At 62.7% G+C, this 25,836-nt stretch carries 23 protein-coding genes and 1 pseudogene; 12 read left to right on the plus strand and 12 right to left on the minus strand.

Annotated elements, in window-relative coordinates; genetic code table 11:
• Positions 1–74: 74 nt before the first annotated feature.
• From PRN20_RS05985 to PRN20_RS06010, 6 genes are all read right to left on the minus strand, one after another.
• Positions 75–494, minus strand: coding sequence for a hypothetical protein (locus PRN20_RS05985; RefSeq protein WP_273956312.1), 420 nt, complete (start codon positions 492–494; stop codon positions 75–77).
• A gap of 79 nt (positions 495–573) precedes the next feature.
• Positions 574–780 carry a hypothetical protein gene (locus PRN20_RS05990; protein WP_273956314.1) on the minus strand — a complete coding sequence of 69 codons (207 nt, stop codon included), beginning with the start codon at positions 778–780 and terminating at the stop codon, positions 574–576.
• On the minus strand, positions 773–3,463 hold the full coding sequence (gene mobF, locus PRN20_RS05995; protein WP_273956316.1) for a MobF family relaxase: 2,691 nt from the start codon (positions 3,461–3,463) through the stop codon (positions 773–775). Before mobF ends, PRN20_RS05990 begins: the two co-directional genes overlap by 8 nt.
• Positions 3,464–3,598: 135 nt before the next feature.
• Positions 3,599–5,365 carry a type IV secretion system DNA-binding domain-containing protein gene (locus PRN20_RS06000; RefSeq protein ID WP_273956318.1) on the minus strand — a complete coding sequence of 589 codons (1,767 nt, stop codon included), beginning with the start codon at positions 5,363–5,365 and terminating at the stop codon, positions 3,599–3,601.
• Positions 5,358–5,963 carry a hypothetical protein gene (locus PRN20_RS06005; RefSeq protein ID WP_273956320.1) on the minus strand — a complete coding sequence of 202 codons (606 nt, stop codon included), beginning with the start codon at positions 5,961–5,963 and terminating at the stop codon, positions 5,358–5,360. The genes PRN20_RS06000 and PRN20_RS06005 overlap by 8 nt, the downstream gene beginning before the upstream one ends.
• Entirely contained in the window at positions 5,956–6,831 is an 876-nt protein-coding gene (locus PRN20_RS06010) for a hypothetical protein (protein WP_273956323.1), read from the minus strand. Before PRN20_RS06010 ends, PRN20_RS06005 begins: the two co-directional genes overlap by 8 nt.
• A 407-nt stretch (positions 6,832–7,238) precedes the next feature.
• Between PRN20_RS06010 and PRN20_RS06015 the strand changes: the two genes are divergently transcribed.
• The 6 genes from PRN20_RS06015 (at position 7,239) to PRN20_RS06040 (ending at position 14,346) form a co-directional block, all read left to right on the plus strand.
• Entirely contained in the window at positions 7,239–8,420 is a 1,182-nt protein-coding gene (locus PRN20_RS06015; RefSeq protein WP_273956784.1) for a DUF932 domain-containing protein, read from the plus strand.
• 143 nt (positions 8,421–8,563) lie between these two features.
• Positions 8,564–10,684 carry a ParB/RepB/Spo0J family partition protein gene (locus PRN20_RS06020; RefSeq protein ID WP_273956325.1) on the plus strand — a complete coding sequence of 707 codons (2,121 nt, stop codon included), beginning with the start codon at positions 8,564–8,566 and terminating at the stop codon, positions 10,682–10,684.
• A 69-nt stretch (positions 10,685–10,753) separates the two neighbouring features.
• Entirely contained in the window at positions 10,754–11,185 is a 432-nt protein-coding gene (locus PRN20_RS06025; protein WP_273956327.1) for a hypothetical protein, read from the plus strand.
• A 68-nt stretch (positions 11,186–11,253) separates the two neighbouring features.
• Positions 11,254–12,291 carry a DUF7146 domain-containing protein gene (locus PRN20_RS06030; RefSeq protein ID WP_273956329.1) on the plus strand — a complete coding sequence of 346 codons (1,038 nt, stop codon included), beginning with the start codon at positions 11,254–11,256 and terminating at the stop codon, positions 12,289–12,291.
• Between the two features lie 322 nt (positions 12,292–12,613).
• The gene (locus tag PRN20_RS06035; RefSeq protein ID WP_273956332.1) at positions 12,614–13,534 is read left to right on the plus strand and encodes a DUF2493 domain-containing protein; all 921 of its coding nucleotides are present in this window, start codon (positions 12,614–12,616) and stop codon (positions 13,532–13,534) included.
• A 494-nt stretch (positions 13,535–14,028) separates the two neighbouring features.
• Complete coding sequence (locus tag PRN20_RS06040; RefSeq protein WP_273956334.1) at positions 14,029–14,346, plus strand: DUF736 domain-containing protein; 318 nt, start codon at positions 14,029–14,031, stop codon at positions 14,344–14,346.
• A 59-nt stretch (positions 14,347–14,405) separates the two neighbouring features.
• Here PRN20_RS06040 and PRN20_RS06045 read toward each other — a convergent pair whose 3' ends face one another.
• Genes PRN20_RS06045 through PRN20_RS06055 form a run of 3 tightly spaced genes read right to left on the minus strand, consistent with a single transcriptional unit; the run spans position 14,406 to position 18,268 of the window.
• Positions 14,406–16,130: a hypothetical protein gene (locus PRN20_RS06045; protein WP_273956335.1), complete on the minus strand. Its 1,725-nt coding sequence runs from the start codon at positions 16,128–16,130 to the stop codon at positions 14,406–14,408.
• 38 nt (positions 16,131–16,168) lie between these two features.
• The gene (locus PRN20_RS06050; RefSeq protein WP_273956336.1) at positions 16,169–16,555 is read right to left on the minus strand and encodes a hypothetical protein; all 387 of its coding nucleotides are present in this window, start codon (positions 16,553–16,555) and stop codon (positions 16,169–16,171) included.
• Between the two features lie 48 nt (positions 16,556–16,603).
• On the minus strand, positions 16,604–18,268 hold the full coding sequence (locus tag PRN20_RS06055) for a DUF3987 domain-containing protein (RefSeq protein ID WP_273956338.1): 1,665 nt from the start codon (positions 18,266–18,268) through the stop codon (positions 16,604–16,606).
• A 568-nt stretch (positions 18,269–18,836) separates the two neighbouring features.
• On the opposite strand from PRN20_RS06055, the gene PRN20_RS06060 reads away from it, so the two are divergent.
• Positions 18,837–19,496, plus strand: a complete 660-nt coding sequence (locus PRN20_RS06060) for a hypothetical protein (protein ID WP_273956339.1) — start codon at positions 18,837–18,839, stop codon at positions 19,494–19,496.
• A 399-nt stretch (positions 19,497–19,895) separates the two neighbouring features.
• On the opposite strand, the gene PRN20_RS06065 is transcribed toward PRN20_RS06060, so the two are convergent.
• The 3 genes and pseudogenes from PRN20_RS06065 to PRN20_RS06075 form a co-directional block, all read right to left on the minus strand.
• On the minus strand, positions 19,896–20,588 hold the full coding sequence (locus PRN20_RS06065) for a hypothetical protein (RefSeq protein ID WP_273956340.1): 693 nt from the start codon (positions 20,586–20,588) through the stop codon (positions 19,896–19,898).
• Positions 20,572–20,832: pseudogene (locus PRN20_RS06070) on the minus strand (transposase); the annotation flags it as partial. The pseudogene PRN20_RS06070 and the gene PRN20_RS06065, both read right to left, overlap by 17 nt.
• Before the next feature lie 65 nt (positions 20,833–20,897).
• Positions 20,898–21,215, minus strand: coding sequence for a hypothetical protein (locus PRN20_RS06075; RefSeq protein WP_273956341.1), 318 nt, complete (start codon positions 21,213–21,215; stop codon positions 20,898–20,900).
• A gap of 794 nt (positions 21,216–22,009) precedes the next feature.
• Between PRN20_RS06075 and PRN20_RS06080 the strand changes: the two genes are divergently transcribed.
• The 5 genes from PRN20_RS06080 to PRN20_RS06100 all read left to right on the plus strand — a co-directional run bounded on the left by PRN20_RS06080 (position 22,010) and on the right by PRN20_RS06100 (position 25,766).
• Positions 22,010–22,846, plus strand: coding sequence for a transglutaminase-like domain-containing protein (locus PRN20_RS06080; RefSeq protein ID WP_273956785.1), 837 nt, complete (start codon positions 22,010–22,012; stop codon positions 22,844–22,846).
• A gap of 103 nt (positions 22,847–22,949) precedes the next feature.
• The gene (locus tag PRN20_RS06085; RefSeq protein ID WP_273956342.1) at positions 22,950–23,225 is read left to right on the plus strand and encodes a hypothetical protein; all 276 of its coding nucleotides are present in this window, start codon (positions 22,950–22,952) and stop codon (positions 23,223–23,225) included.
• Between the two features lie 159 nt (positions 23,226–23,384).
• Positions 23,385–23,576 carry a hypothetical protein gene (locus tag PRN20_RS06090; protein ID WP_273956343.1) on the plus strand — a complete coding sequence of 64 codons (192 nt, stop codon included), beginning with the start codon at positions 23,385–23,387 and terminating at the stop codon, positions 23,574–23,576.
• Between the two features lie 1,013 nt (positions 23,577–24,589).
• Positions 24,590–24,964 carry a hypothetical protein gene (locus PRN20_RS06095; protein ID WP_273956344.1) on the plus strand — a complete coding sequence of 125 codons (375 nt, stop codon included), beginning with the start codon at positions 24,590–24,592 and terminating at the stop codon, positions 24,962–24,964.
• A gap of 556 nt (positions 24,965–25,520) precedes the next feature.
• Positions 25,521–25,766 carry a hypothetical protein gene (locus PRN20_RS06100; protein ID WP_273956345.1) on the plus strand — a complete coding sequence of 82 codons (246 nt, stop codon included), beginning with the start codon at positions 25,521–25,523 and terminating at the stop codon, positions 25,764–25,766.
• The last annotated feature ends 70 nt before the right edge of the window (positions 25,767–25,836 follow it).

Here is a 25,836-nt window from a genome sequence, read left to right on the forward strand (position 1 = left end):
AAGTCATTGTACAAAAACGTGAATCTTAAACAATGACAAAATGGAGCGCCTCGAAGGCGCTTCATTGGGTCAGCCTAACAAATCTGAACCCGGAGGCATCCGAGGCGCGGATGAAGGGCGATATGCGCGATGACGTAGCCTCCCGTCTTGCTCGTGACCCAGATCGCCGGCTCAACACCAGAGCCGTCGTCGCTAGCCGTCCACGGAGCGACGTCATAGGCCAACTTACCAGCTACCAACGCTTCGGCGAGCTGCCCGACCGCCTCGGGGCGATCACTCAGGTCCACGATGGCATCCGCCAGCGGGATGTCATCGTCGTAGAAGTGCCAGCCGTCGTCGACGTCGATCGCTGTCATCAGGGAGCAGCCCGTCCAGCCTTCGGCGAGGGTTGCAATGAATTCGAGAACCTGCCGCAAAACGGCAGGCGCTTCCTGCTCGGGGTACGTCAGCACTCGCTGTGCGTAAGCCGCCGCTGAAACAAATTGGTTCGCCATTTCAGGCCTCCTTTGGAGAAATCGGTGAGGTAAGGCTATGGAGCCGTGAGGCGGGGCCCGGCCCTGTGGTTGAATCCGCCTATGCATCGTCGCCTCCGAACAGTTCGTCGAGCAGCGTGCGCAGCCAGATTTCGATGACCTCGAGCTCGCCGGTGGCAACGGGAACTCCCTCGGGCCAGTTGTCCTCGACATTGGTTGCCGACGGTTCCCGATTGCTGTCCCTCGAAGAGGAAGCTGTGAGCGGCCCGGACCCCGTCCTTCCGCGTTTGCCGCCCGCGTCAGTCAAGGCCGATCTCCGCGACCTGGTTGCGCCCGCGACCCTGGCTCTGGCGCTCCTGTGACGCCGACAGGGACGGCTGTTGATCGGGGACCGGTTGAAAGTCCTGGGTGGTGCGTTTCAGCCGTGCTCGTGAAAGTTGAGTCGCGAGGAAGTCCAGCCGCTCCTCGAACTGGATAGTTTCCTCCTGGCGGCGCTGGTCGAGTGGCAAGCTGGCCTTGAGGCTTGCGTCCAGCCCCTGGCGATCTAGAAAGAATCGGGTTTCTGCTCGAGCGCGGCTCGCCGCCACGTAGATGTCGTGGCGGTCCATACCCGGCGTGAGCCAGACAAATGCCCGTTCGACTGTCATTCCCTGCGCGCCATGAATGGTACTGGCATACGCATGGTCGATGCGGGCCCGGCCATGCTCATCGGCAATCTGGTCGGGCGAAAACCGGATCCGGCCGTCTTGGGTAGTGACGGTCAGTTCGACCGTCTCCCCCACCCGGATCGCCTCGACTCGGCCCTCCGCCCCGTTGATGACCTCGGTGCCATCGAGCGTTGCGCGCTTCAGGAAGCGGATACGATCCCCCTGGGCAACCGGCAGCGCGACTGCATGGCCGGAGGCCGAAACAGCAGATATTGTTTGGTCGGGACCGACAATCTCGCCCTGTTCGCGCATGCGCCGGCGGACCTCAGTCGAGATGGCGCGAACCTGGGCATTGGTCTTGGTGACCATCAGGACCGATGCATTGCTGGATTCGGTCCGCGCCCGGTTACAGGCGTCGACCAAGGTCCTCACATTTGCTCCCGTGCCGTTGACCTCATGGATCATCCCATGGTCGCGGTATGCCCCGAGTGCTTCCTTGGCTCGGCCCTTGCCGAAATCGGTGACCGCGTCGCGCGCCCATTGCTCATTCTGGCGAATGATGCGGTCCACCCGCGTAACCGAAAGCGCGTTGGCGACGAGGCGAAGGCCGGATCCGGCGCCAACGCTCTGGAGTTGGTTCCGGTCTCCAAGCAGGAGCAGGCGGCGACGGCCATTGCCCGCAAAAAAATGCTCGCCACTGACGGCCTTCAGCAAGGCGTGCATCTGCCGGCTTGAAAGCAGGCCGGCCTCGTCGATGACCAAGACGGTATTTTCATCGACGAAGTTGCCGCCGTGTTCGGCAACGGCGAGCCAGGAATCGACCGCGCGCGCTTCGATCGAAAGCTCATCGCGAAGGGCATGCGCCCCTTTCCAGGCCGTGGCGCCGGCGATGACGCGACAACCGGCTTCCTGCAGCGCTTGCACCACCGGTTTGAGCAGTGTCGTCTTGCCACAACCCGGCGCACCCTCAATCAGGTTGACGGCCCGGCTTGCGAGAGCTTGGCGTACCGCGGCAGCCTGTTCGGCATTGAGCTCGTGCCCTGCAATCAGCCCATCGACCCGCTCGGTGTTGATCGGTTCGGCATTGATCGCCGACAGCGCCTGCGCCATCTCACCGATCTCGCGCTCGAGCCGCAGCATTTCGGGCGTCGTGAGGATTTCCTGACCGAAGCTGTCGTGGTCCAGCACAACGAACCGACCAGCAGCAATCAGCCGATCGACTTCCGACGCGGCGCGGCTGGGGTCTTCTCCGGTCCCGACGAAGGCCGACGCAACGGCACCGTGCAGGGCCCGCCGGTCGAACGTGCTCTCATGCTCAGTCAGCTCGAGAGGAATACGGGCCAGGCGGTCTTCGAGATGTTCCCGCTGCTCGCATTCGGCGAGGCTGGCCTCGATGACAGCGGCGGCGTCATGGCCCTGCTCGGCGACCCGGGCGCGCCAATCGGCATGCCGATCCTCGACCTCATGCTCCTGCTTGGCCTTGCGCGACTTGCGGGCGATCGACGCTGCCAATGCAGGCGAATCTGAGCTTGCCATGCCGGACGCGGCAAGTTCGTCCTCGATCTCCTTCCGTCGGGCCGAGAAGTATTTGATAAGGTCGACTGGAACGCCGCGGACCTCGAAGAGGCCGTTCTTGCCGGTGGCCTCGACGCTCAGCCCGAGTCGCATCAACTCGAACGACAAGGAGGCGTGGTACTGGGCTCCCAGACACATCTTGGCAGCGAACAGGGCGGTACCGTCGAGGGCACCAAAGTCGGCGGCGCCAGAGTCAGCGTCCTGTCGGTTCTCGCCGCTACGGTCCCGCCGGGGACCGGCATTGATGACCACACAGTGGGTGTGAAGGTTAGGATCGGAGAAAGTCTGGCCGTCGGCGTGCTCAGCGGGGCGGGAGTCGCCGTGCTGGAAGGCCGCGACTGTCAGGAAGGTCTTCTCCCGGCGGATGCCGCCTCGGCCAAACCGACAGAAGGCAGCGTAGTCTTCCGCCAGACCTATGGCCTGGGCGACCACCTTGGACTGTGCGGCCTCCAGACTGGCCCGGAATTCGTCATCGGCGATCGCCCACAGCAGTGCGACGCTCTTGGGTGCTGAGAAGGTCGCGTCGTACCCGCCAATGCGGCGGCGCGGACCGCCGACGCCGACGGTAGAGAGCAACACGGAGCCGTCGGGGCGCAGGCCGGCGTGAATCTGTTCGAAGTCCGTCCGCTCAACGACGGCACCGATCGCCAGCGGCAGTCCCGGTGCGACGGCAATCCAGCGCCCGGCAGGCTCCCGCCCGCCAAGATAGTAGTCCGTCGTCTCGATGTAGTACTGGGCGGAAGTCCCCGCCGCGATCGTTGCGACCATTGCGCCTGTGCTCACGTTCACAGGCGAGACTACCGAAGCTGAAAACCCGTCCTCCGGGCACCCCCCTCCCTTAAGGATGCGGCCGCGAACAAAATGCCCGCGGCCGCCATGTAGTCTTTCGAAGGGTTTGCCTTGTCAGCCGGGGAGGCCAGTCCACTCGCTGAATTTCCACTCCAGCACGTAGACATCGCCCAGCCCGGCGACCGCAGCCCGGATTGACTTGCCGCCGCGCCAGTCCATAGTCAGGCCCAGCGCTTTTGCCATTTCACTAGGCGACAGGGCTGGCAGCTTGTGGATCGACTGTTCGCCATCCTTGCCAACATTCACCCCGAACGTTGCCTGCCCGACGAGTGTTTCGGCAATCTGCTCGGCATTCTTGCCCGGCCGCACCTTGCATATGACGACTTTGCCGAAATTCTCCAACAGTGCCTCGGCACCGGTTGCCGACAGCTTCTCCTCCAACTGCGCGATGCTTTGCGCGCTCGCCACGATTCTGATTCCGCGTGAGCGACCGAGAGACGCCAACAACGAGACATCGCCGGCCGCGCCGGAGAAGCGAGGCAACTCATCGGCAAAAAGCCAGATGCCGTGGTCGACGCCGTCCTCGACCCGGCTACTCAGCAACTCACTGGCAACGACACTCAGCATGGTCGCGATCAGTCGTCCCGAAAGCTCGGCATTTCCAAGGTCGTGCTGCAGGACTAAGACCGGGTGGGCCTCAGCCACTACCCACTTGGCGAGAGAGATCTTTGGCCAGCCGGCAGCTTCCATGTCGGCGAACACGCCGACGAAGTCGTCCACGTGCGAGATCATGTTGAAGATTGTGGAAAGGGCCATCGATGTCGGCTCTCCCTCCCGGTTGCGCAGCAGTTCGGCGACCTGCTGCATTGTGGGGGCCAGTTCTGCGGCAATCGCCTCCACGGGACGCGATATTGAGTGCTTCACGTCCGTCCAGCCCCAGTTCCGACCGCGTGTTTCTCGCAGCTTGACGAGCATGCCCGCGAACAGAAGCCGGGACGCTGCCGACCAGACCGGGTCCTTGGAATCCGGAATGAGAAGGGCGGCAATCCGCTGTGCCGCCTGCCGGCTTCGCAAGTCCTGACCGATTGCCCAGACCCCGCATCCTCGTCCGAGGCCGACGACACTTGCGGTGCCCTTGCCGAACACCCTGGTGATCCGTCGGAACAATCCCCCCTTTACGTCAAGGCAGAGCAGACGCTCCTTGCGCTCTACCGCCTGCCGCATGATCCCCTCCGCGATCACAGTCTTTCCCGAACCAGGGAGACCCATGATGAAGAGGGACTCATGCTCCGCCAGTCGGGGCAATTGCAGGCCCGGCGCCAGGGTAACACCAACGGGTGCTTCCTTGATCATTGGCCGAAGAAGACCGCCGGCAGCAGCAATAGCCTCGCCGAACCAGAGCACCCTGGGGCCATCGATCCAAGTTGCGCGACGGTGATGCGGAGCCCGGCTAGCGACGTGCCTAAACACCAGGTCCGCGGCCACCAGACCCGCCACAACTACACCGATCAGTCGGATCGACACATCGGTTGAGAGGTCGGCCCCAGCCAGTCGCGCCGGCAACGCAACGAGAAAACTGAGCGGAACGAGCAGCCACTCAACAAAGTAGCCAATGAAGTTGATTAAAAGAACGAGCCCATTATCAGAAGAGGTCGGGTAGATCGGCGCGGCCTCCGCGACCAACTCGCCGACCAGACCCACGAGGGCATTGAGATCGAAATACGCCGTGTGACCAGCGACAGCGTTCCAACCCCTGATCGGAAGAATGGCAAACACAAAGGCGGCTACGACAATCGCCGCGAGGACGAATGCGGTGAACGCGGCGCCACGAGCTTTGGTCTCGTCCGGCACCGGGGTAAGGGCGTGTTGCTTACTATTCACTCCGGTCTCCCGTTCGTTTGATGCGAACATGCGCTCCGCTTGGGAGCGGGTCGTTCGGTGAAAGATTTGGGTTTTTGGCAGCGAGCGTCGCCAGCGGAACACCGATGAGTTCCGCCACCCGCGTCATGGATAGATCGTTGGCCCTGACCTCGAAGCTGCAGTCGTCGGTCAACGCATCGAGGCGCAGACAGAGTCCCATCTCATCGCCGCTGAACAATCCAACATGATGAAGCAGCCACCGAGCGTGGCGCTCGCCCGACGAGGCAGCCACGGTGACTGCGGTGACGACTACGATGCCGAGGATTAGCAGTTCGAGAAGCGAGGGAACTCGCTCCGGGTTCTGGGTCGTGCCGCTCTTGGGTGCAGCGGCGCTTGACTTCGCGTCGACCGGTTCAGCCTTCTTCGGCGTGCTTATCGGCTTAGCAGTCGCGTCTGTGGGCAATTCGACCTCGAGCCGTTTCAAGGTCGAGCGGGGCACCTTGGCCACCTCGCGGATCGGAAAGGTCGCAATGTTCCGACGCAGATAGAGGCGCGCGGACTTGCCGCGCGCCCTGTTGCTGGCGATCCGGTCCATCACTTTGGCCGGAGTGCTAGCCATTGGCCTTCTCCACGTCAAAGCCCACCACGGCGCCCAGGCGCGGCCAGACTTCCGCGAGGAAGTCCGCGACATCGGCGCGCACCGCCACAGCGACGGCGCGCGACAGCCCGAGACGAGCCATGAGTTCGTCCTCCGATACCATCATCGCTTCAGTGAAGGTCATGCCGACGGCCTCGAAGAGTGGCCAGGCACCCTCTGCGACCGCGGGCAAGGACAGGTGGCGGCGCCCCTTCAGGGCAGGCTGGATGCGTTCCGCGAAACACTTCCGCGCAGGACTGCCGGCAATGAAGCGGAAGCTGCCACCGTAGGCGTTGAGGACCGGAACGATCTCGGCAGAAGGATGCACCTGCTCCAGGTCGGCGATCACCGACGCCGTCTGCGTCATCGCGCTGCTATCGGCAGTCGTCACTGCCAGCGCTACGGCCTTCACCTCGTGACTGCCGAGATAGTTGTCGAAGCGGCTCCTGCTGATGAAATGCAGCAGTGCGCCCGTGTTGTGGCCGGCGCCGACATCGACGACCAGCACGCCCTTGCGCAGGGCGATGCTGCTGACCGCCAGGTCCAACGGCTCGAAGACGCGAACCGCCGAGAGCGGGTCGATGCGCAGATCTTCTGCCGACGGGGCCACGATGGTGGTGGTAATCCCCTCATAGAGCTCAGGCAGGGTAGGCGCGCGGTCGATCTGGATGATCGACACATCGCGACCGGCGGCTTTGCAGCCGTCGATCACGAGGCGCGCCACCGTCGACTTGCCGACGCCCCCTTTCGGGCCAACCGTGTAGACGATCGTCGGCTGCTCAGTGGCATGCTCCTCCTGGCTTGCCGACTTCGTCGCCGGCTCATTGCCGGCGCTGTTCTTAGTGATCACGACTTTCTCCAAAGCGCCGAAGTGACGCGCTGGAAGTACAGCACATTGAAAGATGCCCCCTCCGGGCACCCCCCCGACTTAAGCCTGAACCGGCGAATTCTGGGTGTGATCTCCTCTTCCGTGGAACCAGGCCAACGGCGGTTGTCGTCGGACGATCTGCTGACAGAATTGACAAAATTGCCAAAACGGTCGGGATCCGAAAGCGCCTGAGGCTTGGCACCGCTGGTGGTATTGCCCGTGTGCTTCTCGCCACATGGCCGCTCCGGAGCTCCGCATCGGGACGACGCGGAACCCCTCCTGTTTCCAGCGCCGAGAGATAGAGGAGTGTGGAAGCGTTCATGACGGATCAGGGCTAGGAGAGAGTCTCCCGGCGCCCGTCGTGGAGAATACCCGTGACCCAGATTGTAATGGCGGCCGATACCCGCGATAGGCGGAGTGGCTACAAGGTCGATGCGAGCCGCGGCGAGCGAGTTGGCCGAGTGAGTTCGGAGTGGCATTCGAGACCGGACGACGAGAGATACCTATCACTCGCCGACCTGCACGCTTCGGTCGTTACTCGAACCGAGCGCAGCCGAACGCGGACGGTCGAGAGTTCTGCGATCCGCGTCGAGGCCAGCAACAATGACCCGGAGCGTCTGCGACTGATCGTTCCGGGCTCCGACACGCCGATCGCGCCGACCAACTGGTCGTTTGGACAGTTGTCGAGCCTGGTCGGTGCGCCGGCCTCATACCTGCGGGAACTGCCGGCTCCGCTCGCGGCGATCAATCTGCAGTACGGTCTCGCCGCTCATCGCTCCGAACAGATCAAAACCTACGAAATTGACGACGGCCGCACCGAACTGCGTGCCGCGACCGGTCCCGATTACGGCAGGATTTTCGACCACCAGTTGGTCGAGTCGGTGAGGCGGATAGCCGGCAACGGGACCGGAGATACGCGCTGGAAGGTTCCAGGCGTCCTCGACTGGGGCACCGGCATGTACAACCCCCACACCGAAATCTCGAAAGAAACGACTACGCTTTACGCGAGCGATAGGGATATTTTCTTGTTTCTGGTCGACGATCTCAACCCGATTGAGGCTGGTCGTTTGCCGAGCGGCGAGCCGGATCTGTATTTTCGCGGATTCTATTGTTGGAACTCTGAAGTCGGTGCGCGAACATTCGGAATCGCCAGCTTTTACCTTCGCGCCGTCTGTCAGAACCGCAATCTCTGGGGTGTCGAAGATTTTCAGCAGATCACGATCCGGCATTCGAAACTCGCGGACTTCCGCTTCGCCCGCGAGGCGGCACCGGCACTGACCCGGTTTGCCAATTCATCGCCGCAGCCGTTCATCACCAGCATCAGATCGGCCCGCGAGACGATCGTCGCCCGCAACGATGACGATCGGAGCGATTTCCTGCGCAAGGCCGGCTTCTCGAAGGCCGAGACCGGCAAGATCATCGAGACTGTGCTGCGCGAGGAAGGTCGGCCGCCAGTGTCCATCTTTGACTTCGTGCAAGGCATCACCGCCATCGCGCGAAGCCGCCCGCACCAGGATGCGCGGCTCGATCTCGAAGCCAAGGCAAAGAGATTACTCGAAAAAGCTGCGTAACGCAGTCGGTCGGCTCCCCGATCCAGTCCGTCTCCCCACTGACAGTTCGGCGCCGTCCTCGGAGTAAGAGGGCGGCGCCTTGCTTCGTGACGGGTTTGGAGGCCGGGAGAGAGTTTTCCGGCCGCCCGTTATGGAGATCTGCCATGGCAAAGGCTACACCCATGATCGCGCTCAACCTCTCGCGCGACATCCCCTTCAGCCAACTCGTGCTGTCGCAATCGAATGTCCGCCGTATTCAGGCCGGCATCTCGATTGAGGATCTTGCCGAGGACATCGCCCGTCGCGGGCTGCTGCAAAGCCTCAATGTCCGGCCGCTGCTCGACGCCGACGGCAAGGAAACCGGAACGTTCGAAATCCCTGCGGGCGGCCGGCGCTATCGTGCCCTCGAATTGCTGGTGAAACAGAAACGCATGGGGAAGCACCAGCCAGTGCCCTGTGTCGTCGTCGACGCCGGCAGCGCAATCGCACTCGAGGAAGATTCCCTTGCCGAAAACGTGCAGCGCGCCGACCTGCATCCGCTCGATCAATTCAGGGCGTTCGCCGCCTTGCGCGAGAACGGTGTTGATGAGGAGGACATCGCCGCCAGGTTCTTTGTTCCGGTCACCATCGTGCGCCAGCGGCTGAAACTCGCCGCCGTCTCCCCAAAGCTCCTTGATCACTATGCCGAGGGCACCCTGACGCTCACCCAGTTGATGGCATTCACCGTCAACCCTGACCACGGGCGCCAGGAGCAGGTCTGGGAGGCGATCCAGCACTCTTGGTCGAAGGAGCCTTTTGCGATCAAGCGCATGCTCACAGAGAACACGGTTCGAGCCAATGACCAGCGCGTTGGCTTTGTCGGCATCGACGCTTATGTGGCGGCCGGCGGCGCTGTACTGCAGGATCTCTTCGACAATGACGGAGACGGCTGGCTGCAGGATGTCGCTCTGCTCGACCGCTTGGCCGGCGAGAAACTTGCCGCCGAGGCTGACGGCATCCTCGCCGAGGGCTGGAAATGGATCACGGCCGCCATCCAGCACCCTTACGGGCACAGCCAGGGCATGACCCGTGTCTGGGGCGTTCCGGCGGAACTCAGCGATAGTGAGAGAGTAGCCATGGACGCTCTCGTCGCAGATCAGCAGAGGATCGAGGACGAGTACGCCGACGCCGATGAGTTGCCCGAGGAGATCGACGCCCGCCTGGGCGAGATCGAGACCCAGCTCGAAAGTTTCGAGAACCGGCTGGCCGTCTTCAACCCCGAGCAGGTCGCCCATGCCGGTGTGTTCGTGTCGATTGACCAGAACGGGTCTCTGCTGGTCGAGCGCGGGTTCCTTCGTCCCGAGGACGCCGAAGCCCTCCGCTCGGACAGCAACAAAGAGGACACCCACGACAGCGCTCGGGAGGAACAGGAGCCCGGCGACACGGTCGATACCAACGGTAGCGCTCCGCCCGCGGACAGCGATGCTGACGATGAGGAGGAAGGAGATGGCGGTAAACCGCTGCCCGAGCGGCTGCTGGGTGAACTAACGGCGTTCCGGACGTTGGCACTTCGCGACGCGGTGGCCGAGCATCCCGATACTGCGCTGACCCTGCTGCTCCAGCAACTGGTCACCGACCGCTTCTACTATCGTTCGTTCGGTGGCTGCCTGCAAGTCGCGCTGCATGAGCAGCACTTTCCGTTCCAGGGCAATAATCTCACGGACAGCGTGCCGGCGAGGACGATCGCCGAGCGGCATGAGAACTGGAAAGCCGATATCCCCGAGGATCGTGAGGCGCTCTGGGACTGGCTCGCGGGTCTCGACGCCCATAGCCGCCTATCGTTGTTGGCGCATTGCCTGTCGTTCGGCGTCACCGCATTGCACGAACGGACCGATCGCTTCAGCAACCCTTCGGGCGCCGCGATCCAGCGACGGTTGGAGGATGCCGATCGCCTCGCGGCCGCAGTCGCGCTCGACGTGGCCGAAGCGGGCTGGGCCCCGACCGTCGACACGTACCTTGGTCGGGTGACGAAAGCGCAGATCCTCGACGCGGTGCGGGAGGCAAAGGGCCAGCGGGCGGGCGACCGGATCGAGCACCTCAAGAAGGCGGAGATGGCCCAACTCGCGCAGGAACTGATCGCCGATTCCGGTTGGTTGCCCGCGGCATTGCGCACTCCGGGTCTCTCCACTCCGCCCGCACTGGAGGCCGAGTTTCCCGTCGAAGATGCGGAAGTCTCGGTCGATCCTGCCCTCGAACATGATGTCCGTGCCGAACTGGCAGACATCCATCCCGTCGCAGCCGAGTAGTCAGGCTTTCAATCAATCCCATCAATCGGGCCCGGCCTTGCGTCGGGCCCCTCTGATATGGAGGCTCACTTGGCCGAATATCCGCTGCGGTTTTCCGTCGCCCTCGACACCGGCACCGCCGCCAACGCCGCAGAGGCGATTGCGCTTTACGCGGCGCTTGCCAGCACCGTCGCCGAGGACTTCATCGCCCCCGGCTTCGTCGTCGGCCCACATCCCGCTCTCCGTTCATCGACCATATGGATCCACGACCTGAACGGCCGTGGCGACCCTGAGCGGGTCGTTACCTTCGTCACCCGCTGTGCCGAACTGTTCGGGCTTGAGGGCAAATGGGGCTTTCAGTGGGCCAACACCTGCTCCGAACCATTGCTCGATGCGTTCGGTGGCGGCGCCCTGGTCCTGAACCTCGCCACCGGCGAGGTCGTCGACGCCGTTCACACCGACGCCTGGCTTCCCGTCCGGCTCGACGACGATGCCGCGGGGGATGCCGCGCGGCAGCGTTGAACCTTCGCAATCCACCCCTCATCCGGGCTCGCCATCTGGCGGGCCCGTTCGTTTTCGGAGAACAGAATATGCTCTACACCCCTAACGAGGTGGCGGTCGAACTCGCGCGTCGTGCCGAAGCCGTATGCCGACGCTACCTCTCCAACGGACAACGCCAGGGGCGCTATTGGATTGTCGGCGACGTCCGCAACGCACCCGGCAGTTCCATGTTCGTCCGTCTCGTCGGCCCTGTCCGCGGTCGCGGGGCGGCGGGCCGGTGGACCGATGCCGCGACGGGCGAACGTGGCGACCTGATCGATGTCATCCGGGCCTCGCTCGGCCTCGCAGAATTCCGGCATGCCATGGACGAAGCCCGACGATACCTCCTGATGACTCCAGCGAGCCCACAGCCGTTGATCACCCTGAACAGGTCGCCGGCACCCACCGGATCGCCCGAAGCTGCCCGTCGGCTGCTCGCCATATCGAACCCCATCGGCGGCACGCTTGCAGAGACCTACCTGCGCGGTCGCGGCATCATCGATCTTCGCCATTCTAGCGCCCTGCGTTTCCATCCACGTTGCTACCATATGCCCGCACAAGGGCCGACCGAGACGTGGCCTGCAATGATCGCTGCCGTGACCGACCTCTCTGGCAATGTCACCGGGGTGCACCGCACCTGGCTGGCACGGGACGGCAGCGGCAAGGCACCACTCGACACACCGCGCCGCGCCATGGGCGAACTGCTCGGGCACGCGGTACGCTTCGGCACTGTATCCGACGCCTTGGTGGCTGGCGAAGGCATCGAGACGGTGCTGTCGCTGCGGCAGGTCATGCCCGAACTGCCGATGGCCGCATGCCTTTCGGCCGCCCATCTGGGCGCCTTGGCGTTCCCGCCGACACTGCGCCGGCTCTATGTCGCCTGCGACGACGATGCCGCGGGTGAGGCCGCCTGGATCGCTCTCGCCCAACGAGCTCGCGCCATAGGCATCCAGCCGATAATGCTCTCGTCACGGCTGCAGGACTTCAACGATGACCTTGTCCTGCTCGGTATCGACGCGCTCAGGACCTCGATGCGGGAGCAGCTTGCTATCGAGGACGTCCTCCGCTTTCTCGGCTCACCGGCATAACGCAGGAGCGTGCGTGTCGCCACGTTCACACCGCGCAACCCTCTCGCTGCGCCGCGCCCGGCCTTCCAGAGGGCGATCGAGCCCACGGGCAGCTCGGTACGGCAACGGCTCCTGCCGGCTATTTTCCGGCGGCGCGCCCCTGGTGTGCGACGACCGGCCAGCAGACCAACGCCGTTCCATCGCGAAGCAAAATAGCCCGCCTCCGCCATCCTCCGCTTTCGCTCCGTCCCGCCGCTTCGCTCCGGGTGCCGCCCGTCCCGCCCCTGGGCTTTCGTCGCCATGAAGGCCGCGAGGGTCGCGGCTAACCGACAGGAGCAGCCCCATGTACGACCGCGACGACATCGAACATCACGATGCCTCTCCAACGGCCCATATCATCAGCGAACTCGAGCTCCATGGCTGGAGACCATCTGGCGACGACATCGACACTCGACCAATGCCCGAAGACTATGTGCTCGCCGGCGCAATCAGCGACGTCTTCGACGCTATGGTTTCGAGCTTCGCCGACACTGCGCTCGACGCGGATCTCGAGGAACTACTCTGGTCGATCACGAACGGCTTCCATCGCGCGGCCGCCCGGATCGAGCGGCAGCTCGACGACAACGAGCAGTCCCAGCGCCGGCTACAACAGGAGCAGGACGGCACCGAAGTGAAGGCAGTCGAACTCGAGCGGCTGCTGACCACAGGCGAGTTGCTGATTGCCCGACGCGATGCGCTCGAACTAATGCGCGATCAGGCCGCCGAAAAGTTTGAGCACCAAACCGGCTCACCCTGGCGACCGCGCAACGGTTCGGTGGTCAACCACAGGGCCCTAACGTCCGCTCTCGTTGATAGCCGCGACTACCTGGCGGCAAGAAAGCGGGCCGACACGAAGGTCATGCTTCCGATCGGACCGAAGATCGCCCTCACCGGTGGCCTCGACTTCAACGATCACCGTCTGATCTGGGAAACACTCGACAAGGTCCATGCCAAGCACAAGGACATGGTTTTAGTTCACGGCGGCAGCGCGAAAGGGGCCGAGTTGATCGCCGCCAAATGGGCCGATACCCAGAAAATCAGCCAGATTGCTTTCAAGCCCGATTGGACGGCGCATGGAAAGGCAGCCCCATTCCGCCGCAACGACCAGATGCTCGACATCTTTCCCATCGGCGTCCTGGTCTTCCCTGGATCTGGAATTCAGCACAATTTGCGCGACAAGGCCCGTAAGCTCGGTATTCCCGTCTGGTCAGTCGGGGGCGCATAAGCGCCTTCGACCTGCAGCGATACAACCCTAGTGCTTGGCCCGCTGCCTCCTGTACCAGCACCAGTCCTTCTCGGGATATCCGAAACGTCGACCGCGACGCCCTACCTCGCAGCCACGGAACAGGAACGAAGGACAGCAGCCGTGACGCCACTTAGCGCTCACTCGCCAGGCCATCGCCATAACCACTCGAGATCCGCGGCCACGCCAACATCTCCAAGACCCGTGTCGCAGCCCTCTCCATCCCGGCCTGACTGACTGGCTGATCTGGCTGTAGGACGGCTTCGCCTCGACCAGCTTTGCTTCAACGGCGGCGCCGAACTTTCTTCCCCTGCCGGCTCTGCCGGCATTCCTCGCGGGAAAGCCAAGAAAGTTCTATGCCGCCGTCCTCCGCTGCGCTGCGGCCCGTTGGGTGAAGCACCGGTCGCCTGCAGCCTGTCGATCGCCATCGAGGCCGCGATGGCGCGGGCTCGGAACATCAGATCAAGGAGACTACCATGGCGACCATCGGCACCTTCAAGAAGTCCGGCAACGAACTCACCGGCGAGATCATCACCCTCTCGGTCCAGGCCAAGAACGTCCGCATCGTCCCCGAGGCCAGCCCGGCAAACCAGAACGCCCCGACCCACCGCGTCTTCGTGGGCAAAGCCGAGATCGGCGCCGCCTGGACCAAAAAGTCGAACGAGGGACGCAGTTACCTCTCGGTCAAGCTCGACGATCCGAGCTTCGCAAGTCCGATTTACGCAAACCTCTTCGACGACGACGACACCGGAGCGACGCTCGTCTGGTCAAGGCCGGCGCGAAAGGCGGAGTAAGATTGGGAGGCGCTCCCTCGGAGCGCCTCCGTCCCCCTACAAACCGAGAGATGTTCGGTTCACGCTATTTTGGTGTCGTCCTCTAGAATGCCGATAGCTTCCCTCCAGACAGCCAACGCCGAACCCGAGGGATCCATCGCTTCAAGGACGGCCTTGATTACTGCCTCATCAGGCCGAGCTCCCCAGACCATCAACTCCGGGTCGTGCTCAAGCTCCATCCTGTAACGCTCAAGTGCGGCTGGCACCGTCGGAACTTCGTTTGGCACCCCCCCGGTCCGACGCTTGATGTCCGCCTCATAGACTACACCCTCATCGAAGCGCGCAGCCAGTTCGCGATACCAGTCGAGCGTCGGAGTGGCTACTTTCTCAAGCATTTCCTTCCGCAATGGTCCGTAGTTGCCGCCTCGCTCAAGCAACTTGGCATGACGGACATGGAACATCTCGGTGAGGGCGCGCAGCTTCACCGAGCTATCGCGAAGGCTCCAGAGCCGTTCAAGAACGCGCTGACGCCCCTCCTCCAAACGTCCCGTCGTCTTCCTCTGATGTTCGGAGGCGTACATGACCGGCGAGCCGCGATCGAGATAGTGGGCGTTGGCAGGCGGCCGCTCCGTGTCTTCGCCATCATTGGGATCGAGCAGTTCCACTTTAGCGATGTGGATACTTCTCCAACGCAGCTTCCACTTCAGGATGCGCAGCACATGCCGGGCGTGCTTGGCGCCTTCAAGTGCGGCATCGACAGCTTCCTTCTGCAAATCGACCCCGACGTCGCCCGGCATGGCAATCTCGTTCAACCCTTCGCCACCCCGCGTCGGCGCCAGCAACTCGAAGATGGTGCGTCCGAATTCGAGGAGCGGACTGGGCCTAGTCCAACTGGCGATTGTCTCGCCGGACTGATTATTCCTTTGACGATCCGTCATCTGGAATTCGATCTCGAGGAAGCGCGCAGCGCGACGCGCAGTAGTCGCCAGGTTTTTACGTGCTTCCACGAAACCCTGTCCTTCCTCGGGGAGTCCCTTCTGCATGGGGGATGTTTCCTTCCCAGAAAGCAGATCTCGAGCCCCTTTGAGGCTTGCGAAAATGCCTCCTGCGAAAGGCTCTGCATTTTCGATCGCCTGTCGCGACCGCTCTCCAAGCTCCCACGTTGCCTGATCGACACGAAGGCTTGCCGGCGCGCCAAACTTGCTTGCCAGGGCGAACTTGCGCTTGAGCTTGCGCGAATTAGCCGCTTCATCGGCGGTTAGATGCGACGGGTCGTGAAAACCGAAAACTGTCTCGTCGTGATCCTCCGGAACGGCCGTTCCTTCCGCATCAACATTCTTCTCACCGAGTTCGACGAACCGCAGGTCATCCCTACGCGGCCTACCATCCAGCGGATCAGGAAAGGACACCAACAGCGGTCCCAACACGCCCTTCTTCTCGAGCGCGTCCACAACATCGGTCGGGATCGGGCGATCGCCGAGCCTGGGCTGCTTCCGGCCGGGCTTGAGATCCCAGCCGAAAACCTCGCCGATGCGCTCCAGTTGCTTGATGAGAGAGATGCGGCTACGCGGATGCTCGCCCAACGTGGTCCCATCGGTCTTAGCTGCAGGATCGAGCGCCACGTTCCAATCGAGCGCCGACCAAAGATATCCAGCCAACAATTCGACGCTCTGCGCGGAGGTCAGTTTCCGACGCGGCTGTCCGATACGTTCGAAAACCTCGGACATGTACTCGGCGAACTCTTCCGCCTCGCACGTGGCGAGAGGTGTGGTTTCAATTAAATTAACGACCGTTGAAATATTCATGAATTGTACTACCGAATAATATCTCGCACTGGGCCAGTTTACTCATCGTATTCAGACATTCTAGATTTGATTAAACTTCTTGCTTCTGCCAGCCGACCGACGAGCCCGGTCTTTGGTGGCGCCGACTGTCGAGGAGTCGGCCCCATCGGCAACCGGACGTTTTCGACGATCGGCGGCAACACACTCATGTTGGTCGCCGCGGATTTCTTCTTGCAGCGCAGATAGACGGCATTGAGTTGTCGCCGGGACAGCGGGCGTCCACTTCTCTGCGTCACGCCGGCCCGAGCGAGTGCCGCTGCAATGGAAGACCAGGTGAGCCCCTGTTTGATAAGGTCATCGAACAGCGAGAGGCGCTGCCTGACAACTCTCTCAAAAGGTACGTCTGCCGGCCAGTCGGCCACTAGCTTGTCGTATCGTGCGGTCATCGGAGCCATCCGTTAGGAAGAAGGGGCCGTACGGCCCCTTCGTCATGTCTATGCCCTTCCCAGCGCCAGCAGCGCGGGGTGGACCTGCCAGTCTCCCGAGGGGCGACCACGGCCAGCACCCCGCGGCGCGGGCCTGACGAGACCGCGCTGCCTCAGTTCCTCGAGCGCCTCACGAACCGCCAAGGGCTCGCGCAGAGGCGAGCCATGCCCGCGGACGATGTCCTCGCGCCCGTTGATTTCCGGCTTGCCGGCGCGGGCCAGGTACTTCGCCAAGGCGCTCGCATCCGAGTCCTTGGGGCGATGGCTGGTGAAAGTACGCTCGGCCATGGGCAGGATGTAGCCATCGACCAGTGCAATGGCACTTGCCATGGCCTGGTGACCTACGGCCACCGGGAGCCCATGCTTCCCCGCTACGACGTGGTCCAGGATCTCGAAGAGACCGCCAATGCGAATGGCGTACTGGCGGCCGCGGCCCAGGGCCGTGGCAAACAACTCGCCGCTCAGATCCTGCTGTCGCAGCCAGATCGCCGATGCCGTCTCGACCAGTTCGCGCGCACCAGCAGCGAGCGGGATGATCGTCGAATAGGTCGTCCCGTCTCCTGCCGGCTTGATCGAGATCAGTCGCGACAACAAGTTGTGCAACACGTCAACCGGGCCCGGGTCGGACCCAAACTCGGCAGTGGATTCGACATTGGGATAGACCCAGAAGACGCGAGCCGCAAAGCCGTCGTCCGCGCCGCGCAAGAGCGCCGGCAGCTTCCTCGGCTGCGTGGCACCCAGAATCGAGAGCACCAACGCCGGAACCCTGAGCCGGCCTCCCGATTTCGACCGCGCCGTGTAGGGACCCCCGTCAAAGGCACTCAGCAGAATACCTTGCGAGCGCGCCGCCTGGCTCGACATTAGATAGCCGAGCGAACCGGTAATCTCATGGGTCAGCAGCATGCGGCCATTTTGGTCCATGCTGAGTTCGTCGAGCAGTCCCGAGGCGGTTCCTTCAGTCACCAACAGCGAGGCGCTCACTGGCTCCGTAACGCTGGCCACCGCGTTCTCGTAGTCAATGGCGAGGCGGCGCGACACCTTGGACTGGATCTGTTCGAGTATCGTGTTCAGGGCCTCTTGCCCGTCGGTCGCGGCAGCGCCACGAGTGTCGCCGCACATTTCGTTGTCGATGACGCGCAGAGGCTCCTCGACGACCTTGAGGGCATTCCCCTTGCCCTTGCTCGCGTCACCGACCAGGACAATATAGGTGCTCAGGGTTTCCGTCGTTCCATCCGGAAGGCCGACCCGAGCGCGATTGCCGATCGCCCCCGACACCGCGCCCAGAACCGCAAATGCCACGTAGTCGGGCACGAGCTTCCGTGCCTCGACCAAGCCCGCCACGAGTTCCGAGAACTTGGCCGGCAGCTTTTCCATCGGCAACGTCGGCGCAGGGGCCACTGCCGGCGTCAGAAAGCTCGTGTCCGGGTCCGGCCAGACGGTGCCAACGGCCGATTCGATGTCGGCCGTTTCAACGATGGCGATGGCCGCCGACTCGGCGGGCGCGGAAGTCTGGCTGGCTTCACTCTCGCCGGCAGTGATCAAAGCTTCCTGAGGCTGTTCGTCCACCTCCTTATCAGCGGGAGCACGCTCGACCGTGGCGGTCTCTGTCGACGCCTTGTTCGCGTCAATCCCGCTAGCCGCCTGAAACGCATTCTTCGCTCTTGGCTTACGCATATACAACTCCACGGGTATTCCGTGGTCCCTGGGCTAGGAGCCGGGCTGAATTGCTCGACTACGCGTAAACCCTACCCCGGCTGATAATGCTTCCTCCGGGCACCCCCCCGCCTTAAGCGAGGTGCCGCGCAATTGATTCAATTTCTTCGAGCCCCTCATTGTTGGTGAGGGGCATCCGACAGCGAAGAGAAGCGATTCGCTGTCAAAATTGACAGAACTGCCAAAAGTCGGATCGCTGCACAGCCCGGACCGCAATCCGTCAACGAAAGTCAACAAACGTCAACATTGCCTGATGTTGACTTAAGTTGACCTCACACCGGTGCATCCGTGGATGACGCCGGCCTTTCGCACTGGTTCCTTAGCCGTGCAATATCCGGTCGTTGTGGTCATCTCTTCGACCGTTGCGCTGCAGCACTCAATTCTGCCGTGACTGATTCCTCATGCTTGGCCGCTTGCGAAAGCGGCCAGAGTTGCGTTGCAGCGAGGCCAGCGATTTGACGCACAGCCAACGGGACGTTTTCAGCATCCGCTACTGGCGTAAACTCAAAAGGCGTTGCAAATAGGAGCAATGGCAAAAGGTTTCAGCGGATCGAGAATCAAGTCCTGGTTTCAGTACCGCTGTGAGCGGAAGGTTCGTTTCGAGCTCTCAACTAATGACGAGTTGGCCGCGGTACCTGTGGTCAAAGACATCCGCCAAGCGAGTTGGGCTGCGCTCGGTACCGCCTACGAGGCCCGAGTAGTCCGGCGTCTTGGCCGCGAGCAGGGTGTGCGAACCCCAGTCACGCCGCGCGAGCCCCTGGACGAGAAAGTGACTGCCGCCTTTCTGCGGGGCCTGATCCAAGTACCGTATGTCGCGCAGGCGAACTTGACCCCACGAAGCGTGCCCCGCTTTTTGGCCGGTACCGGCCTTACCCTGAACCGAAATCTGCCTGACCTGATACGGCGCGCAAAAGACGACGGTGGTGACGGCCACCTCTTCACCGTGATCGACGTCAAGGCCACGCGACGCGCCACCGCGTTCCACAAGACCCAGGTCGCCTTCTATGTTCGGGTTCTGGAGGAATTGCTGCGCGAACTCGACGCTTCCGCCCCGACCGGGGCAACGCTCGACCCCTTCGGGGAGATTTGGCGAATTCCAGACGACGGCACCGCGGAAGGCGATGCATGGGAGGCAGAGCGGTTCCGCCCTCGGGCCATACCTTCGCCTGGTGGACGAGTTCTGCAATGACATTCTCCCCGGCATCGGCGCCAAGAAGCTCGGCCCGGGAATTGATCAGACGTTCTTCCATCTCTGTTTTAAATGCGAGCAGTGCGAATACCTGGGACATTGTTCCAAGAGCATCGACCCGTCGCTCCCGCCAGAGCAGCGCGACGTGTCTGCTGTTCCAGGCCTCACTCACGAGGGCAAGCGGTCGCTACAGCGGCTGAAGATCAGGTCGTTGCGCGATCTTAGCAACGCATCTGGTCTTGCGGGAGCGCCCGGCCTCGGATGGTCGCTCAGCAGGCGCGCGGCGCTCCTTGCCGCGCGCGCGCAGGCGCTAGCGACCGGCTCCGTATTGCGGACCGAGGAGGAGCACACGTTCCTGATGCCACCGCGAGCCGATGCAATTCTCATGCTTTCGGTCGATCACGATCCGGTGGATGACCGCTTGCCCCAATGCGCGCGAGGATAGCCCGTGGGCGTCGGCGCCGTCGAGCGCACCGTCCGATCCGTTTCCTCTTGGCGGGTGTTCGTGACTTGCTGCGACGGCGCTGCGGCTGGGCCAGCTCCCCCGGTAGTCGGCCGCATGGTCTCAGGAGCAGCGACTTGCTCTCCGTCTGCGCGATCGCTGCCGATCCAGGGAAGGTTGAAGGCGCGCAGGAGGCTTTCGCTCACGCCTGCGAGCGCGAGTTCTCCTTTTTCCTCTATAGTGTCGGCGCGGTCAGGATCGCCCCAGTAGGCGAACGTTCTGCGCATTCGGCTTCGCTCCTGCTCGGAGCTGGCGGCAAGTTGCGTCTTGATGATCGCACCAAGCCGGTTCGAGGAGAGCACGCGGTCTGCCCGTCGATGCTCTTCGATGGGCAGCGGCTCAATCCCGACGCCCGGATACGACCCCTCGTCCAGCCGATGCGGTTCAGACAGCGACGGAAGCAGAACTGCCTGGAGCATACCCCTGGGCGTCTTCCACGTGAGACCCTTGTCGCTTTCCTTCAGGCTGTCATACAGGCGATCGAGGGCGGCACCGGTGAAGGGAAACAAGGAAACGCCGGCGACTTCTCCGAACGTGCTAACGCACGCGTCGCGCTCGCGTCGGGCGTCACCATTTTTTTGCAGCGACATCCTTGAGGATGGCGTTGTCCAGCATTGCCTCGGCCAGAAGCTTCTTGAGTCGGGTGTTCTCGTCCTCGAGTGCCTTCAGCCGGCGGGCATCAGACACTTCCAGGCCACCGTACTTGGCCTTCCACTTGTAGAAGGTCGCACTGCTGATCCCATGCTTGCGGCACAGGTCGGCCGTCCCCAGCCCCGCTTCCTGCTCCTTCAAGATCGCAATGATCTGCTCTTCGTTGAACCTGCTGCGCTTCATGCGTCCGCCCCCTATTGCGGCGGACTCTACCAAAATCTGGAAGAGATCTAGGGGCTCAGGTCAGGTCACTTAGGACGGTGACGACGGAATGGTGCAGATGCCGCACCACCATCGTCTGACCACCGTTCAATCGAAGTGTCTGCCAAGGACGTGGCGGCCAATAGGCGCGCCTCGTAGCCTTTGAGCCACTCATGCACCTCGCCCCGTGCTTCGGAGCGGGACTTGCCGGTACGGTCTTTGACCATGGTGACGAGTTGAGGTTCGTTGTGAATTACCGAAAGGTCCAAGGTGGTGAGGAACGGCCACCGGTTTCGCGCAGCATCTCGTTCTGCAATCATACCGACGAGCACCTGTGGTGCGCCGCCTGCTGCATATCCAAACATTGGAGGATCTCCGTGAGCGCGGGCGGCCGACGGCCGTTGGATCCGGCTACTCTGACCGGAAGTGCCTCTGCACTCTCACCCATTGAAAGTGGTGCTTAGGGCATCCCTTTACAATGGAGATGCCCAACTAGTGAGGTGATGCTGTCTCGTCGGCAATTGCTCGGTCCACCGCTTCAAGTTGCAGCTGGAGTGTTACCACCACCGTGGGAAGGTGTGCGGCAGCCGCTGCTCGGCGGGCGACAACCAGCTCCTCGCGCATTTGGTGGAGAGGCGCCAGGTAGGAATTCTTCTCGTGCGGGATCATGGGAGTTCCTCAAGCAACCGGCTCCATCCGTCGCTCCTGGAGCAGTGCCCTAAAGGTCGGTCGCCCGGGTTCGCGGAACAAGGCATGGCTACTGTCGCATAATGCCGGCCGGCAGTTGCAACCGTCCTTGGCACCAACCGTTGTGTTCTCACGACCGCATCGACGACGATGCATATGCGGGCTGTCCTCTTCAGCCCGGCATCAGTTCCCGTCCGAATCGGACCTCAGCAGACAGCGAGAAATCATGAGTACGACAAACCGTGCTTCCGAGCGCAGCAAGTTTGGTCGCATCAGAGCGGAACTGGTGTTTCCCCGACATCAGCAGGAGCAGCCCCGCGCCAGAACCGTGTGGCAGGCCACGATTGATGAAGGCAGCGAGCCGCTCCTCATCGATGCACTCGAGGGGGCGCCGCATGCATCTGCGCCACGCCCTGCTCGGTCGGGATGCTCCGGAGGGGCCGCCGACCCAACGAAACCCGGGGGCACAGCATTGATCATCCGGGCCGGCTACACCATCAGCTATGATTGCCCGAAGCCAACACCCACCATCTTGACGCTAAGGGTGCACCCCTCGCGTCGTGCCGATTTGCTGGCTCCGGAGCGCCTCAGATTCTCGCCCATGCTGGACGCGAGTGACTACACCGACGGCTTCGGCAACGCCTGTACGCGGCTGACGGCTCCTGCGGGTCGGCTGACGATTTCGACCGAGTTCGACATGTTCGACTCGGGCATACCGGACGTGGTTCCGTTCGATGTCGCACAGCACGACATCCAAGAGCTACCCGATGATGTGCTGGTCTATCTCCTGAGTTCCCGCTACGTCGAAACGGACGTGCTCTCGAACATCGCGTGGGACCTGTTTGAGGGAACGCAGCCTAGCTGGACGCGCGTGCAGGCGATCCTGAACTTCGTTCACCGGCATATCCGCTTCGACTACATGCAGGCGGACAATATGCGATCAGCCTTCGGAGCCTATCTGCAACGCGTTGGCGTCTGCAGGGACTTTGCCCATCTCGCGATTGCGTTCTGCCGCTGCATGAACATTCCGGCAAGGTACTGCACCGGCTACCTCGGAGACATCGGCATGCCTCCGAACGATGCGCCGATGGATTTCTCCGCCTGGTTCGAGGTCTATCTTGGCGGCAAGTGGCACACCGCCGACGCTCGTCACAATACGCCCCGGATCGGCCGGGTCCTTATGGCGCGAGGTCGCGACGCCACGGACGTGGCGCTGTCCACGCAATTTGGGCCGAGCACTCTCGCTGGCTTCGTTGTGAACACCGAAGAAGTCGAGCCAACAAGGCGGCAGTTCGAGCGGACCGCCTGACGAAGCCTCGCAGGCACCGGGCGTGGCTGGGGGGGTAAGGCCGAAGCCACCGACAGCCGCCTCGGGCGTTCCAGTGTGGCTACAAACCGCAACGGAGATGGACATGTCGACCCAGGAAGTGGTCTTCTACAGCAGCGAAAATGGCGACGAGTGGCTGTTGCTCGTCGGCGAGGACGGCGCCGTGACGGTACGGCACTCGCCAAATGCGGCCTCTGGCGGCCAGAAGCGCGACGTCGATCTGAACGACTTTCTTTCGCGCGAACAGAACACGCCGCAGAACCAGGCGTTGCTGCGAATTCTGGAAACGCTGGACCTGCGCCGCTCGTCGAGTGCGATCGAGAACCTGATGCAGGCGGCGAAGGGCTCTAGAAGGACTTAAGCAACCGCCCAGTGAGTCTGGCGTTCCGTCTGGCACTGCGATCGCGCCTCACCAGGGGTGGTAGACGGAACCGGTTGGAGGACCCTCACCGGTTCGCCAACCTGCGTCCTCGGGCCGGTGACCTGATTCCATTAGGCCCCTCGGACCAAGGGGCGTACTGTGAAGTTGCGCGTCCATGCGCCAGCAAGCGAAAGCGATCCCCTGATGCCCGTCGATCATCCTACGCCACCGCCGGGTGCGGTGCGGCCTGTGCGCGCTCGCCTTCTGTTCCTGACGTTGAGCTTTCTGGTCACACTCGGTGCGATGCTCGCAATCGCGCCGCTGCTCAGGCAAGCCAACATGCTCGGCTGATCCCGGCCGGAGAGGAAGTCGAATGCTCAGGATCAGCTTTACGGGGGTGGCTCGGTTTCTAATGTCCTTCGGCGACACGATGGACCCTGACAATATCGATGCGTCGCCTTCCAGCCAAGCGATGGCTGGCGCCCAACTCCCGCCGTTTCCAGTCCAGGGAATTCACTGGACGCGGCATGAGCGTCCACGAAGGCCACCACGAGCCCAGGCCTCACGCGCGCATCTACGGGTCGTGAAGTGATCGGCCCTTCGTAAGTCGCGGGGAATGGAGAAGTCGTTCCCCCCGCTTCGTCAGGCCGGCAGCTTTGCCTCCTGCTTCCAGGAACGAAGGGACGAGCCCGCCACAGGCTTTCAACCGTGGTTCCTGAACTTGACGTCATCGAGTCGCTTTTGGTCGACAGAGTTCGGCTCTGCACACTCGAGGCGGGGGGCGTCACGATCAGTTGGCCGACGCAAGGTCCGGGCGGCCTGCTTGCCCTGAACCGCCGGCGCTAGCTGGTGCGCCGCAGCGGCGGGCCCGCTTCATGCAAAGCGTCTAGTCGATCGCATGCCGCCGGCGGAGATCTGCCTTGAGGGCCTCCGGTAGTTCTAGGGTAGCCAGAAGCTGGCGCACCAAGTCCCGCCGGGACCTCGGCAACTCGTCGAGCGACATCAGCCGATGATGCTCGATTGTGTGACCGGGGCTATGCCAAACGCTTGGAATTGCGGGCTTCGGAGGAAAGCTGGGTAAGGGCATCAACGCGCCTGAGTACTTGAATGGACTCAACACCTCGCTCCCACCGGCGTTCCATTCGAAACGAACGTGTGATCTTGCCGGGGTAGCAGGGCGCGTGGGTATGTTCGCGTCTGGCGACAGCAATTTGCTCGTCCCAGGGAACGATGCGTACGTCAGACGATTAAGCTTTGTTGTGCCTTGTTCGGCACCGTCCGGAGGGAGTACGCCGATGACCCCTAGTCGACTTGCTGAGTGTCTTCAGATCGTGCACTGGGGTCCGGCTACCCTGACCCAGGTCATGAGCCTGCCGGAGGATACCGTCGAGAGCTGGCTGCAAGGCGAACGATCGATTCCCACCAATGTGGCATCCTGGATCGAGGCCCTGTGTTTCACCCACGAATCCGCTGACTTGCTCATGCCGAAGGTGGACCCCGACGCGGCAAGTGAGGGAGACGACAGCGTACAGCGGTTGGAACATATCCCCTCCTACTCGTACCACCTCCTCAGACGGCTTAGCGAAGGGCCCGTTGGGCTGCGCAGCCTGTTCGGAACCGATGATGAAGCTGCGGTCTTTTTTCTGGTCTCGCGGGGGCTCGCAGAACGCAAGGAAGGGGACCTGACCATCACTCCCTCCGGCAAACGGATCGGAGAGATCCAGGAGTTCCCGTCATGAGCCTTTGCCAACGTCCATGAGAAAAGCCCGCGCTGTTGGCAAACAGACGCAGGCTGGTTCGGGCGATTTCGGCCGTAGCCAATGCTGTGAGGGCTAGGGAGACGGCCGCCGAACGTCCGGGACTATGCTGCCTGGTGCGTGATGGGCGCGTTACCCGTCTACGAGCGTTGCCACCCGATAGGGGCCGCGCCGAGTGCACTGGGTGCAGTCGAATGCGCTCCACCGCCACCGTTGACAGCCTCGGCCACTCCGGCCCGCGCTCAGGCGGCGGCGAGGCCGGCAGAACTCGCCCCATCAGTTCGCTTGCGAATTAGGCTTGTCCCGAAGTCCGCCCCTGCCAAGCGCTGTAGTCGGTCAACTCGTGGATTTCCTCGACTGAGAGCCCTCTTGGTCCGGAGCCAATTTCTGGATGCGCGCTGATGCGTTTACCTTGATCTAGATGGGCATAGTCACCCCCATTTTGGGGGACTCATACCACAGCGAACAAAACCAGATCAGACGGAGGGCTAGTGGCGTTCCTTCGACGCGCCTACAAGCCGCCGAGTTCGCCTGCGAGATGGATAGCGACCTGACGAAACACGTCATCGTCTCCCGGCTCGGGCAGGAGATCACCGTGCAGGTGCGCTACGCGTCGGATGTGGTGCTGGAGGAAGACGTCCACCGCTTTCGCACCAATGGGCCGGTCGAGATTGTCGGACGACAACTGGGGAACGATCGACTACGCGACGGCTCTGCTCTTCGGTCTCTTCCGATGGCAGCGGCGAGTTCGGTTCTAGTCTGCGCGGCCGTTGCTCCCGCCTAGGAAAGTTGGGGCTTCGCCGCCGTCAGTTGAGCAAGCCCACTGTGAGCAACACGAGTGCCAGGAACACCAG

Source organism: Devosia sp. ZB163, from assembly GCF_028613635.1.
In the GTDB taxonomy this organism is placed as follows: Bacteria; Pseudomonadota; Alphaproteobacteria; order Rhizobiales; family Devosiaceae; genus Devosia_A.